A 12458-nucleotide genomic window follows, 5' to 3' on the forward strand; every position below is an offset into this window, starting at 1 on the left:
GCCGGGCAGCGGGATCAAGGCCGCATCCCTGCTCCGCTTCGCAACGCCCTGCCGTCGATAGCGGCCGTGCCGCAAGTGGCCATCCTCAGCCACCCCGCCGGCCCCCGTATCAGCCCCTGGGGTGGTCCAGGCGGAAGCCGACGCCCAGCCGGTTCCACAGGTTGATCATGCCGACCAGCGTCGTCACCGCGACCAACTCCGCGGGCGAGAATTGCTCGGCAGCGGCGGCATAGTCGGGGTCGGGCGCCCCGGTCTGCGGCAGCAGGGTCAGCGCCTCCGTCCAGGCGAGCGCCGCCCGCTCCTGCGCGGTGTAGAGCGAGCTTTCGCGCCAGGCCGAAAGCAGCAGCAGCCGCTGCGGCGTCTCGCCTGCCTTCAACGCATCCGCGCTGTGCATGTGGATGCAGAAGGCGCAGCCTCCTGCACCACCTCCTCGGCCTCGCCGGTAGCGCCGAGCATCCGGTAGGCGAGGGCCAGCACCAGCAGCCGCGGCCTTTCGGCAAGGAAAGGATCGGCCTCGGCCCGCTGCTGCATCCGTCCCGGTCCCCTGACAGAGTGCCGAGCATGCCCCGAATCCTCGCCTTGCTGAACCTGCTCCTCCCGGCCCTGCTGCCCTTCGCCGGCGGCCTGGCGCGCCTCATCGGCACCGGCCATCCGCTTTGGGCGATGCAGAGCATCCGCACGCCGGTGGTGCCGGCGCCCTATGCCTTCTCGATCTGGGGGCCGATCTTCGCCCTCGCCCTGGCCTGGGGCTTCTGGCAGATGCGCCCGGCGCAGCACGCCGACGCCCGCCTCGCGCGCCTGCGCGGCCCGGCGGCGGGGGCCTTCGCGCTGATGCTGCTCTGGATGGTCATGGCGCAGCTGACGCCGAATGGTTGGCACCTGCTGGCGATCATCCTCGCCCTGCTGGCCGCGGCACTGACGGCCTTCTTCCGGGCCACGGCGCTGCCGGCGGAGGGTGCCGGCTGGCGCTGGATCGTCCGGCCGCTCTTCGGCCTGCTGGCCGGTTGGGTTTCGGCCGCCAGCATCGTCAACCTTTCCGGCGCGGCGGCGACCGAGGGCGTGACCTGGGGCGGCACCGATCCGGCCCTGGTGGCGATGGGGCTGGTCCTGCTCGCCGCCTGGATCGGCAGCGCCGTGCTGCGGCGGGGCCGGGGCGACCTCTGGTATGCTGGCGCGCTGCTCTGGGCGCTCTTCGCCATCGTCGTCGCCAATGCGGCCTTGCCGGCGGTCGCCGTCACGGCCGGTCTCGGCATGGCGATCGTCGCAGTGGCGGCCTGGCTGGGGCGTGCCGGGCGCCGCCGGATCCAGAAGGCAGGCGCCGGCGGGATGTGATGCTTTAGCCCGTCCGCCCGAGCACCTCCGCCACCTGCCGCTGCCAAGCCTCCCAGGCCGCATCGGCCGCGGCTCCGGCCCGCTCGGCGGCGAGGCTCGCCTGGTTGAGCCGCCGCCGCGCCTCCTCCCGCTCCGCGCCGCTGCGGTCCTCGGCGGCGGTGCGCGCCCGTCCGAGCGCGGCCTCCGCCACCTGGTACTGCCGGATCGCACCCCGCGCCGCCTCGAGCAGCCGGCGCGATTCACCCAGGCCGGCAACGACCGCCTCCAGCGCCGGCCGCCCGGGTGCCTCCGCCGGCAGCCGCTCCAGCACCGCGCGCAGCGTCTCAAGACTCGCCATGCCGCCTGGCAGGCGCCGGAGGCTCGCCTCCACATCGATCTCCCGCCAGCGCAGCAGGACCGGGTCGCCGAGCCCCTGGTCGAGGATCGGCACCTCCGTCCGTCCGTCCCGCTCCCAGGCGAAGCGCAGCACAGCCGACTGGCCCTCCAGCACCGCCTCCGTCCGCAGGCCGAAATCCCCCTCGGCGGCAACAGGGAAGAGCGGCCGTGCCCCAGCCCGCCGCGGCAGGTCGATCACCATGCGCCCGCGCGCCCCGCGCGGATCGACCGCCAGCGCCACCTCCTCCCGCCGGAGCGCGTCGAGCACGACGATGCCGCGCCGTACCGCGACCCCAACCGGCCGCTCCGCGCTGGAGGCGCTGGAGGACATGGCCACGTCCCGGTCGCCGGCGAAGGCCAGCAGCCGCTGCTCGCCCGGCTGCACCGCCCGCAGCTCCGCATCGCCAAGATAGCCCCCGGCCGCGTCGAAGACCGCCGCCAGCCCGTCCGGCAGCACCGTCCCACCGGCATTGCGGAGCCGCACCGCGCTGAGCGGGTTGCGGGCGCCGGTTTCCTGCACCCACCAAACCCGCTCCGCCGGCAGCCGCGCCTCGAGGAAGGGCAGGTTCGCCGTCTCCCCGCCGCGGATCGAGACGGGGGAGGTGAGGGTGAAGGCGGCCCGCCCGGCCGCGCTCTCGGCCACCGCCTGCGGCACCGCGGCGACGGGCAGCGGAGCCGCCTCGGGCTCCATCCGCATGGCGCGCATGGCCGGCGCGGGCAGGGGGGGCGGCGGCTGTGGCCCGGTATCTGCCGCCACCTGCACTTGGTCCGCCGCACGCACGGGCAGTTCCGGCCGCTCCACCCGGATCGGCGTGTAGAGCGCCTGCCGGTAGGCCGCCGGGTTGCCGGAAACGAGCGAGAGGCGCACCCCCGCCCAATCCGCCCCGGAGCGGTTCTCGACCACCGCCCAGCCTTGCAACCCGGCCTCGCCTGACGCCTCCGGCAGGAACAGCCGGTAGGAAGGCTTCCAGAGCGGCGCTCCTGTTACCGTGGCGAAGGAAACCTCCCGTGCCGTATCCGACCGGAGCCGGATCTCCACCTGCCGCTCATCCGCCGCGCGGGCCGCCGCCAGCGCCTCTGCCGCCCGGGCGATGCGCGCCGCGAGGCCGCCATCGGTGAGGCGCACCTCCTCCCCCTCGCGCAGCAGCAGCAGCCTGAGTCCCGCCGCGCTGAGCAGGGAGACGCGCAGCCCGCCCTCGGCCTCCTCGGCATCGGCCAGCCGCCCGGTGCTGCCCCCCGCCTCCACCACCTGGCCCCGCAGCGCCCGCAGCAGGCTCGCCCGGTTCTCGAAATCCGCCGGCTTCAGCGGCAGGCCGCGGAAAGCCTCCGCCTCGATCTCCTGCGCCGGTAGGCGGAGCCCCTCGACGACCCCGGCCGGGTCGCGCAGCACCAGGCTCTTCAGCACGTCGTCCACATCCTCGACCGGGACGCGGAAGGTGATCGCCACCCCGGCCTCCAGCCGCCCGCCACGCTCGATCTCAGCGAGGCCGGCATTCGAAAGGGTGACTGCCCGGACCGGCAACTCCTCGGCCAGTGCCGGGGAGCTGAAGCAGACGGCGAGCAGCAGCAGGCGACGCATGGAACCTCCCCCAGGGGATCAGGTGGCCATCATTCTATCCGCTTTCCGCAGCAACCCCATCGCCCCGGCGAGGCTCGCGAGCGAGAAGCCAAGTCCCGCGGCAAAGACCGCGAGATGGCTCTCCCCCGTCGCGGCGAAGAGCGCGGCCAGGCCGAATCCCACCACGGTCTGCATCACCGCGAAGGCCGCCGTGCAGCGTACCCAGAGCCCGGTCGCCCGCGCGCCCGCCACCTCCCGGCAGACGGTAAGCGTCACCGCCGTCACCCCCACCGCGGCGAAGCCCGCCGCCGCGGCCGCCGGCAGCACGAGCGCCGGCCAGGGCGGCAGGGCCAGCGCCAACGCCAGGGACTGAACCGCCAGCCAGATCGCCAGGGCCCGGCGCCCGCCGATCCGGTCCGTCACCCGGCCGGAGAGGATGCCGCCCGCCACTCCCGCCAGGCCGAAGACCAGCCAGACCGCCGCACCGATCCCGAGGCCCAATCCACGCCCCCGCGCCGCGAGATCCGCCAGATACACCATCGGCGGCACCATCCCGGCCGCGTGCAGCCCGTAGGTCGCAGTGAGCAGCCTAGCCCGTGGCGGCGCCTCGGCTGCCTCGCCGGTCAGCGCCATGCGCGGCCAGCGCGGATGGGCGAAGCCCCAGAGGCCAAGCACCAGCCCCGCCAGCCCGAGCCAGGCCGCCGGCAGTCCGCTCGAAAGCAGCGCCGGCACTGCCGCGGCCCCGGTGGCGATGCCGAGCCCGACCCCGGAGATGACGACACCTCCGGCCGCCCCCCGCCGTTCCGGCGCCACCGAGGCCTGGGTGGCCGGCCCGGCCAGCGCCATCAGCAGCCCGCCGCCGATTCCGGCCAAGGTCCGCCAGACGAGGAACCAGGCGAAACCGCCATTCCAGGCACAGGCCGCGAGGGCCAGCACCACCAGACCCATGCCGCAATCGAGCAGCCCCGGCACACCCAGCCGAAGCGCCACCCCGCGCCCGCCCAGTATCCCGACAAGGTAGCCAAGCAGCGCCGCCGCCCCGAGCATCCCGGCCTCGCCGCCATCCACCCATCCCGCCGTCACCATGGCCGGGAAGAGCGGCACATAGGCGAAGCGCGCCAAGCCGTTGCCGGCGGCGGTGGCGGCAGCACCGGCCAGGGCGAATCGAAGGAAGGGGCTCACGCCCGGAGCCTAGACGGCCCCTCCGCGCCGGGCGATGCGACAAGAACCACAATCGCAATGCGTGAAAACACGAGATTCAATCGCGCAAATCTACAGGCTGTGACTTGTTGTTCACCATCCCGGTCGTTAAATACCGGGCAACACCCCCGCCGCGCAGGACATCCCCTCGATGAGCACCAAGGCGAAGGCCCGCCCCGCCACGGCCCCCGTGGTCTTCACCGCCAACCGCCTGCGCGATGGCCGCGTGGTCTGGTTCGGCACCGAGGGCCTCTGGCGCGACAGCATCGCCGAGATTGCCCCCTTCGCTCCCGATGCCGCCGAGGCAGGCCTTGCCCTCGCCCGGCAGGGCGAGCGCGACCAGAATGTCGTCGGGGTCTATGCCGTCGAGGTCGATCCTGCCGGCCCCATTCCCCTGAAATTCCGCGAGCGCCTGCGCGTGCAGGGTCCGAGCGTCGCAGCCGAGGCCGCCTGAGCATGAATGCCCTGACCCCGCCGCAATACGCACGCACCTACCGCTACGATGAGATCGACCGCGAGTTCCTCCAGGAGCGGATCGCCGAATTCCGTGGCCAGATCGAGCGCCGCCTCGCCGGCGAGCTGACCGAGGACGAGTTCAAGCCGCTGCGGCTGATGAACGGCCTCTACCTCCAGCTTCACGCCTACATGCTCCGCGTGGCGATTCCCTATGGCCTGTTGAACAGCGCCCAGCTCCGCCAGCTTGGCAGAATCGCCCGCCGCTGGGATCGCGGCTTCGGCCATTTCACCACCCGCCAGAACATCCAGTTTAACTGGACGAAGCTGGAGGATGTGCCGGCGATGTTGGAAGCGCTGGCCGAGGTGGACATGCATGCCATCCAGACCAGCGGCAACTGCATCCGCAACACCACGACGGACGAATATGCCGGCGCCACGCCCGACGAGGTGGTGGACCCGCTTGTCTACGCCGAGATCCTCCGCCAGTGGTCGACGCTGCACCCGGAATTCACCTGGCTGCCGCGCAAGTTCAAGATCGCCATCACCGGCAGCCCCAACGACCGCGTGGCAGCCCAGGTGCATGATGTCGGCGTGCTGGCCAAGCGCAACGAGCGCGGCGAGGTCGGCTTCGAGGTGCATGCCGGCGGGGGCCTCGGCCGTACCCCGATCATCGCCCGCAAGCTGCGCGACTGGGTGCCGGAGTCCGAGTTCCTCGCCTATATGGAAGCCGTGCTGCGCGTCTATAACGCCCTCGGCCAGCGCGAGAACATCTACAAGGCGCGCATCAAGATCCTCGTCCGCGACCTCGGCGACGAGTTCACCCAGATGGTCGAGCGCGAATATGAGCGCATGCCGCGCGACAGGTACCGGCTCGACCCGGATATCGTCGCCGCCATCGGGGCGCATTTCGCGCCGCCGCCTTTCGCCGCCCTCGAGGATCAGGAGCTGCCGGAGGACCCGGAGTTCCGCGCCTGGGCCTCGACGAGCGTCCGCGCGCACCGGCAGCCTGGCTATGCCTCCGTCACCATCTCCTTGAAGCCGATCGGCGGCATCCCCGGCGATGCCAGCGCCGACCAGATGGAGGCCGTCGCTGACCTCGCCGAGCGCCACTCCTTCGGCGAGATCCGCGTCACCCACGTCCAGAACCTCGTCCTGCCGCATGTCCGTCAGGAAGATCTGCATGCGCTCTGGCAGGGCCTCCGCGCCGCCGGGCTGGCGACGCCGAACATCGGCCTGATCAGCGACATCATCGCCTGCCCGGGGATGGACTACTGCGCGCTGGCGACGGCCCGCAGCATCCCCATCGCCCAGCGCATCAGCGAGCGCTTCGCCTCGCTCGACCGCCAGCACGACATCGGCGAGTGTTTCATCAACATCTCCGGCTGCATCAATGCCTGCGGCCACCACCATGTCGCCCATATCGGCATCCTCGGCGTCGATAAGCGTGGCGAGGAGGTCTACCAGGTCACCCTCGGCGGCTCGGCGACCAACGACGCCGCGATCGGCGAGCTGATCGGCCCCGCCTTCTCCTACGACACCATCGTCGATGCGGTGGAAACCCTCATCACCACCTACATCGCCCATCGCAGCCCGGGCGAGCGCTTCATCGACACCTACCGCCGGATCGGCGTGACGCCCTTCAAGGACGCCCTCTATGCCCCTGCTTGAGGATGGCCGCCTGCGGCCCGACGACTGGACCAGCATCGAGGACGACGCCCCGCTCCCCGAAGGCCCGGCGATCATCAGCCTCGCCCGCCTGCAGGCCGAGGCCGCGACGCTCGCCGGCCGCAACGCGCCGCTCGGCGTCGCCGTCGCGCCCGAGACGCAGCCGGAGGAGATCGCCCCCTTCCTCAGCCGCCTCGCCCTCGTCGCGCTGCGCATGCCGAAGTCGAAGGACGGCCGCGCCTTCACCCAGGCCCGGAGCTTGCGCGAGCATCACGGCTTCGCCGGCGAGATCCGGGCGACGGGTCACGTCCTCCCCGACCAGTACGCCATGCTGCTCCGCTGCGGCGTGAGCACGGTCGAGGTCCCTGAGGGCACGAGGCCCGAGACCTGGGCGCGCTCGCGCGATGCCATCCGCATCGGCTACCAGGCTGCGCAAGGCGCCGATCACCCGCTTTCCCTGCTCCGCCGCAAGCTGGAACTCGCCTGATGCACCGCCGCAGCCTCCTCGCCCTCGCCGCCGCGAGCCTCGCCACGCCTGCCTTCGCGCAGGCTTGGCCGGCCGAGCGGACCATCCGCATCATCGTCCCCGTCGCCGCCGGCGGCAGCCAGGACATCGTCGCCCGCCTGCTGGCCCGCCACCTGACCGACACGCTCGGCCAGAATGTGGTGGTCGAGAACCTGCCCGGCGCCGGCAGCAATATCGGCTACGAGGCCGCCTCGCGCGCCCGGCCGGACGGCTACACGCTGCTCGCCGGCTCCGACAGCCTTTCCATCAACCGCACGCTTTTCCCGCATCTCGGCTTCGACCCGGTGGAAGGCTTCGCGCCCGTCGCCCGCGCCGTCCGCGTGCCGCAGATCCTCGTCGTCCGCGCCGACAGCAGCGCGCAGACCCTGGAGGACTTCCTGGCCGCCACCCGCCGTGAGCCGCTCGCCGTCGGCACCCCGGGCAATGGCAGCCTTGCCCATCTGCTCGGCGAGCAGATCCAGGCGGCGGCCGAGGTGCGCTGGACGCATGTGCCCTATCGCGGCGGCGCGCTTGCGGTGAACGACCTGCTCGGCGGCAGCCTGCAGGGCGTCATCATCAATATCGGCGCGGTCACCGACCATGTCCGCATCGGCCGCATGCGCGGCCTCTTCGTCTCGAGCGGCGAGCGCAGCAAGGGCCTGCCCGAGGTTCCGACCCTCGCCGAGGCCGGCATGACTGGTGCCGAGGCGGTCGGCTGGCATGGCATCGTCGCGCCGCGCGGCACGGACCCTGCGGTCGTTGCCCGCTTGAACGGCGCCATCCGCCAGGTCTTGGGGAAGCCAGAGGTCGCCGAGCGCCTCGCCGCCCTCGGCCTGGAGCCGGTGAAGGAGAGTCCCGAAGCCCTCGGCACCCTCATCCGCGCCGATGCCGAGCGCTGGGCCGTGACCATCCGCCGCGCCCGCATCCAGCCGGACTAGCATCGCCGGGCAGCGGTGTTAGGCTCCCTAGGAAAGAACCGAGGGAGCATGTCCATGGCCTTCCCGCTGCCCGAGTCGAATCCGGAGGCGCTGAACCTCGATCCGCGCCCGCTCGCCCGCCTTTGCGCCGTTATCGAACGCCATATCGCCGAGGGCCACCACCCCGGCGCGCAGGTGGCGGTGGCCCGGCACGGCAAGCTCGCCCTGTTCCGCCATTTCGGCGAGGCGCGGCTCGGCATGCCGGCAACGGCCGATACCCTCTTCCTGATGTATTCGAACACCAAGGTCGTCACCGCCTCGGCGCTCTGGCTGCTGGCGGAGGAAGGGCTGCTCCGTTTCTCCGACCCCGTGGCGCAGCACGTCCCGGAATTCGCGGCGCATGGCAAGGATGGCATCACCATCCTGCAGCTGCTGACCCATCAGGGCGGCTTTCCCTCGGCCGTGGTGCCGTCGGAGTGCTGGGCCGACCATGCCCGGCTGCGGCAGAAGGTCAGCGACTTCACCCTCGAATGGACCCCCGGCAGCCGCGTCCAGTACCATCCGACCGCCGCCCATTGGGTGGCCGCGGTGCTGATCGAGGCGATCACCGGCCAGGACTTCCGCACCGTTATCCGCGAGCGCATCCTCGCGCCGCTCGGCCTCGAGCGCGAGGTCGTCATTGGCATGGGGGAGGGCGACCTTCCCCGCGCCGCCGAGATCTACGACCTGAAGCAGGACGGCACCTTCGTCCCCCGCGCGGCGGAAAACACCGCTGCCCACCACGCCGCCGGCATCCCGGGCGGTGGCGGCTACGGCACGGCGCGTGGCATGGCGGCCTTCTACCAGGCGCTTGCGCAGGGCGGTACGCTGGGTGGCACCCGGCTGTTCTCGCCGCGCATGATCGAGTTCGTGACGCGCAATCTCACCGGCGACCGCATCGACGACTACATGGGCATCCCGATGCATCGTGGCCTTGGCCCGCACTCCCGCGGGGAAACGCCTGTCGCGCGCGGCCTCGGCACCATCGGCCATCCGCGCACCTTCGGCCATGGCGGCGTCGGCAGCTCCTATTGCTGGGCAGACCCGACGAGCGGCGTCTCCTTCGCTTTCTTCTCGAATTGCCGCCAGACCGAGGCCTTCCATAACCAGCGCATGGATGTGCTCAGCAGCCTCGCCCACGCCGCCATCCTGCCGGATTAAGCGTGATCGTTTGAGGCGGAAGCGCCGAAGGCGTTATCAGGCGACAAGCCGAACCATGACCGGTGACCGGGTCTAGCGGCCCGTTTCGCGGAAGGAGAGCGACATCGTCGTCACCGCCGCCTCGAAGCATGGCTTCATCGCGCGGGGGAACTCGACCCAGAGCGTGCCGATGAATGTTCCATCCGTCGACACCAGGCTGCGCCGGTAAAAGATCCGGCCGGCCATGAAGCCGGAGAACACGAACCAGCTCCCCTTCGTGCGGCTGTAGGTGATCTCCCCGCCACTATTCCCGGTGATGTCCTGCCGCGCCTCGGCCATCACCGCCGCGAGGCTTTGACGCAGCCCGTTCGGGATCGCCGTCACCGCGGCGCTGGCCTGCCCATCGCGGCTGGCAAAGCGGACTGTATCAGGCGTCGCCTCGGCGATTGTGAAGGTGGATGGATAGCGCATCCCGAGGCCAAGGCCGCGCCAGTCCATCACCGGCGCCGTCGCCGGCACGGTGCAATGGGCCTCCTGCGCCATCGCCGCCGGCGCGGCAAGGAGGAGCGCAAGCACCAGCGCCCGCATCGCGGTCAGCCGCCAGCGACCATGTCCCCATATTCGGGATGTCGCTCGATGTAGCGAGCAACGAAGCTGCAGCTCGGCAAGACGGTCGCACCGTCTGCCCGCAGCCGCTCCAACGTGCCGCGCACCAGCGCCGAGCCAACGCCCTTGCCCTCCAGCGCCTGCGGCACCTCGGTATGGATCAGCTCGACCTGGTTGCCCTCGCGGCGGTAGGCGATGAAGGCGACCGCATCCCCTGCCGCCAGCTCGAAGCGCTGCGATGCCGCGTTGTCGTTGACCTGGTTCATGCCTCGTCGATCCTCCAGGCGCTGCGCTCGCGCCCGCCGTGACCGATGATCCCGGCATTCGCCGCACCGACCGCAGGCTCGTCACCGGTCCGCCACCCGAACGTGCCGGGCGCCAGCGCCTTCTCGATCTCGGAGGCCGCGGCTTGGCCGGGCACGCCGTCGCACCCGGCCATAGCCAGCAAGGGCCTCAGCCCATCGAGCATCGTCGTCGGATGATGGTGAAGTGAGCGGTCCATGCCGCCATCCCCTCGCTGCCTGCCCTGGTCGAACGCGCAAGGGCCGCCATGGATCGACATGCAGGGGACCGATATGCGAGCGGCCGGATCGCCCAGGATCCGGCCGCCCGTCATGTCACCGCCGGGCGACGAAGCCGACCACCGCCGCGGTCAGCGCGGCGCCGATCAACCCCTTCTTCGCATTGCGGCTGCGCAGCAGCGGCGCGAGCACCATGGCACGGGAGGCGGTATCGCCCACCTGCCGCAGGGCGTCGTCGCGCACCCGCTGCGCCTCGACCTGGATCGGGTCCTCGGCATGCCGGGCGGCGAGCCAGCCGAGCAACGCGGCCACCACCAGGTCGACGCCGGCAACGATCAGCGCCGCCGTCGTCCCGCTGCGCCCCTCGGCCAGCCAGATCAGCGCCGCGACATGCAGCATGACCAGCAGCATCAGCCCGAAGACCGCCGCCGCCGCCCCGAGCGCCGCCTGGATGGCGACGCCCCGGCCGGTGCGCTTCCACCGCAGCGTCTCGGCCTGCGCCGCGACGCGCAGGAGGCTGATCAGGCGCATGGCCGCTTAGTGCCGGTCGCGCGGATAGACGTAGGTATTGCCGCCCATCAGCCGGCCGATCAGGTAGCCGCCGAGGGCCGCGATGCCGATCGCCATCAGCGGCTTCTCGCGCACGGTCTCGGAAAGCGCATCGGCCCGCTCCTCGACCGCCTCGCGGGCGCGGTTGGCGTAGTCGGAAACCTGGTCGGCCGCGCCGGCCAGGGCGGGGGTGACGCGCTCCTGCATCAGCCGCTCCACCTGGGCGCGCAGCTTCGCCAGCTCTTCCTGGGCATCGGTCGCCACGCGGTCGGTCGAGGCCGCGGCCTGGTCCTTGAGGCGGCGGGCGTCGTTGGAGAGGTCGTTGGCAGCCGACATGTCATTGCTCCTTGCGAGGTGGAAACTTGCCGCTGCAACGCGGCCTGCCGCCTGATGGTTCCAACCCCGGTGCGCGTTGACACCCTCGCCTCGGGCGGCGATGCCTGCGACCTGTGAAGGGGGAAATCATGGACGCGCCGCTGCTGCGCCTGGATGGGATTGCGAGGAGGGCGGCGGGTTTCGAGGAGATCAGCCTCGACCTCGCCCGCGGCGAGACCCTGGTTCTTCTCGCCCCGGCCGGCAGCGGCAAGACCGCGCTGCTTCGCCTCGTCGCCGGCATCGACCGGCCCGATTCCGGGCAGCTGCTGCTCGACGGCCGCGACCTTGCCCCGCTCGCGCCCTCGCAGCGCCCGCTCACCCTTTTCGATCCCGTGCTGCCGGCAAACCGCACGGTGCAGGAGGCGACCGCCCAACTCCTGCCCGGCTACGGCATCCCCGCCCGCGACAGGCCCGCCCGCATCGCCCGCGCGCTGACCGCGCTCGGCCTCGACGGTTTCGAGGGGCGCCGGATCGCCGGCCTCGGGCCGCTGCCGCGCCTCCGCGCCGCCTTCGCCCGGGCCCTCGCCCCGGAGCAGCCGCTGCTGCTGCTCGACGACCCGCTCGCGGGCCTGGACCCCGGCTCCCGCCGCAGCTTCGCCTTCGACCTGCGCCGGCTCGCCCGCCGCCTCGGCCTCACCCTCCTGCTGGCGACCCGCGAGGGGGAGGAAGCGATGGCGCTGGCCGACCGCATCGCAGTCCTCGACGGGGGCCACATCGTCCAATGCGACCGGCCGCGCGCCCTCTATGAGGAACCCGCCACCGCCCTCATCGCCGGCCTGCTCGGCGAGAACAACCGCCTGCCCGGCACGGTCGCATGGCGGGAGGAGGCGGAATGCGGCATCCGCCTCGATTGCGGCCCGCTGGTCGAGGCTCGCATTGCCGATGCCGGCGGGCCCGGGAGCCGCTGCATCGTCGCCATCCGCCCGGACCGCGTTGCCGTTGCCGCCCTGCCGGCCGAGGAGATGGGCGAGGGTGCGCTCCCTGCCGCGCTGCGCGACAGCGTCTTCCTCGGCGACCATGTCCGCTTGCTGATGGAGCTGGGGGAAGGTGGGATGCTCATTGCCCGGCGCCCGCCCGGCGCCCGCCTGCCGGTTCCGGGCGGCCCGGCCTCCGTCGCCTGGGACCCTTACGCGGCCTTCGCCTATCGCGCGCTGCGCTGAGCCGCCCTTGGTTCCGGCCGCCGCCGCCCCATCTGCTCGGCGCAACAATCCGGGGAGACC

Annotated in this window: 16 protein-coding genes; 7 read left to right on the plus strand and 9 right to left on the minus strand. The window is 72.0% G+C overall.

The window, feature by feature from the left end:
• Window positions 1–109: 109 nt before the first annotated feature.
• Together LH62_RS17010 and LH62_RS31180 are read right to left on the minus strand one after the other, a co-directional pair.
• Window positions 110–394 (minus strand): carboxymuconolactone decarboxylase family protein, encoded by a 285-nt coding sequence (locus LH62_RS17010; RefSeq protein WP_052214610.1) that lies wholly within the window; start codon window positions 392–394, stop codon window positions 110–112.
• On the minus strand, window positions 373–531 hold the full coding sequence (locus tag LH62_RS31180; RefSeq protein ID WP_160299844.1) for a hypothetical protein: 159 nt from the start codon (window positions 529–531) through the stop codon (window positions 373–375). The genes LH62_RS17010 and LH62_RS31180 overlap by 22 nt, the downstream gene beginning before the upstream one ends.
• A gap of 30 nt (window positions 532–561) precedes the next feature.
• Between LH62_RS31180 and LH62_RS17015 the strand changes: the two genes are divergently transcribed.
• Window positions 562–1332, plus strand: a complete 771-nt coding sequence (locus LH62_RS17015; protein ID WP_043363244.1) for a hypothetical protein — start codon at window positions 562–564, stop codon at window positions 1330–1332.
• A 4-nt stretch (window positions 1333–1336) separates the two neighbouring features.
• On the opposite strand, the gene LH62_RS32525 is transcribed toward LH62_RS17015, so the two are convergent.
• The gene (locus LH62_RS32525; RefSeq protein WP_043363247.1) at window positions 1337–3286 is read right to left on the minus strand and encodes a DUF4139 domain-containing protein; all 1950 of its coding nucleotides are present in this window, start codon (window positions 3284–3286) and stop codon (window positions 1337–1339) included.
• 18 nt (window positions 3287–3304) lie between these two features.
• A complete protein-coding gene (locus LH62_RS17025; RefSeq protein ID WP_052214612.1) occupies window positions 3305–4447 on the minus strand; it encodes a YbfB/YjiJ family MFS transporter in 1143 nt (380 codons plus the stop codon).
• 169 nt (window positions 4448–4616) lie between these two features.
• Here LH62_RS17025 and LH62_RS17030 point away from each other — a divergent pair, with 169 nt between their 5' ends.
• The 5 genes from LH62_RS17030 to LH62_RS17050 are packed head-to-tail and all read left to right on the plus strand — an operon-like array spanning window position 4617 to window position 9208.
• Window positions 4617–4919 carry a DUF2849 domain-containing protein gene (locus tag LH62_RS17030; RefSeq protein ID WP_043363250.1) on the plus strand — a complete coding sequence of 101 codons (303 nt, stop codon included), beginning with the start codon at window positions 4617–4619 and terminating at the stop codon, window positions 4917–4919.
• 2 nt (window positions 4920–4921) lie between these two features.
• Window positions 4922–6589, plus strand: a complete 1668-nt coding sequence (locus LH62_RS17035) for a nitrite/sulfite reductase (RefSeq protein WP_043363252.1) — start codon at window positions 4922–4924, stop codon at window positions 6587–6589.
• On the plus strand, window positions 6576–7073 hold the full coding sequence (locus tag LH62_RS17040; protein ID WP_043363254.1) for a DUF934 domain-containing protein: 498 nt from the start codon (window positions 6576–6578) through the stop codon (window positions 7071–7073). Before LH62_RS17035 ends, LH62_RS17040 begins: the two co-directional genes overlap by 14 nt.
• A complete protein-coding gene (locus LH62_RS17045) occupies window positions 7073–8029 on the plus strand; it encodes a tripartite tricarboxylate transporter substrate binding protein (RefSeq protein ID WP_043363256.1) in 957 nt (318 codons plus the stop codon). Before LH62_RS17040 ends, LH62_RS17045 begins: the two co-directional genes overlap by 1 nt.
• Before the next feature lie 54 nt (window positions 8030–8083).
• Window positions 8084–9208: a serine hydrolase gene (locus tag LH62_RS17050; protein WP_160299845.1), complete on the plus strand. Its 1125-nt coding sequence runs from the start codon at window positions 8084–8086 to the stop codon at window positions 9206–9208.
• 72 nt (window positions 9209–9280) lie between these two features.
• On the opposite strand, the gene LH62_RS28505 is transcribed toward LH62_RS17050, so the two are convergent.
• The 5 genes from LH62_RS28505 to LH62_RS28510 form a co-directional block, all read right to left on the minus strand.
• Window positions 9281–9763 carry a hypothetical protein gene (locus LH62_RS28505; RefSeq protein WP_144404512.1) on the minus strand — a complete coding sequence of 161 codons (483 nt, stop codon included), beginning with the start codon at window positions 9761–9763 and terminating at the stop codon, window positions 9281–9283.
• Between the two features lie 17 nt (window positions 9764–9780).
• Window positions 9781–10059, minus strand: coding sequence for a GNAT family N-acetyltransferase (locus tag LH62_RS17060; protein WP_043363261.1), 279 nt, complete (start codon window positions 10057–10059; stop codon window positions 9781–9783).
• Window positions 10056–10295 (minus strand): hypothetical protein, encoded by a 240-nt coding sequence (locus tag LH62_RS17065; RefSeq protein ID WP_144404513.1) that lies wholly within the window; start codon window positions 10293–10295, stop codon window positions 10056–10058. The genes LH62_RS17060 and LH62_RS17065 overlap by 4 nt, the downstream gene beginning before the upstream one ends.
• Window positions 10296–10410: 115 nt before the next feature.
• Entirely contained in the window at window positions 10411–10845 is a 435-nt protein-coding gene (locus LH62_RS17070) for a phage holin family protein (RefSeq protein ID WP_043363265.1), read from the minus strand.
• A gap of 6 nt (window positions 10846–10851) precedes the next feature.
• Complete coding sequence (locus LH62_RS28510) at window positions 10852–11199, minus strand: YqjD family protein (RefSeq protein WP_052214614.1); 348 nt, start codon at window positions 11197–11199, stop codon at window positions 10852–10854.
• 128 nt (window positions 11200–11327) lie between these two features.
• On the opposite strand from LH62_RS28510, the gene LH62_RS17080 reads away from it, so the two are divergent.
• Entirely contained in the window at window positions 11328–12398 is a 1071-nt protein-coding gene (locus LH62_RS17080) for an ABC transporter ATP-binding protein (RefSeq protein WP_043363268.1), read from the plus strand.
• Window positions 12399–12458 lie beyond the last annotated feature (60 nt).

It is taken from the genome of Belnapia sp. F-4-1 (assembly GCF_000802185.1).
Lineage (GTDB): Bacteria > Pseudomonadota > Alphaproteobacteria > Acetobacterales > Acetobacteraceae > Belnapia.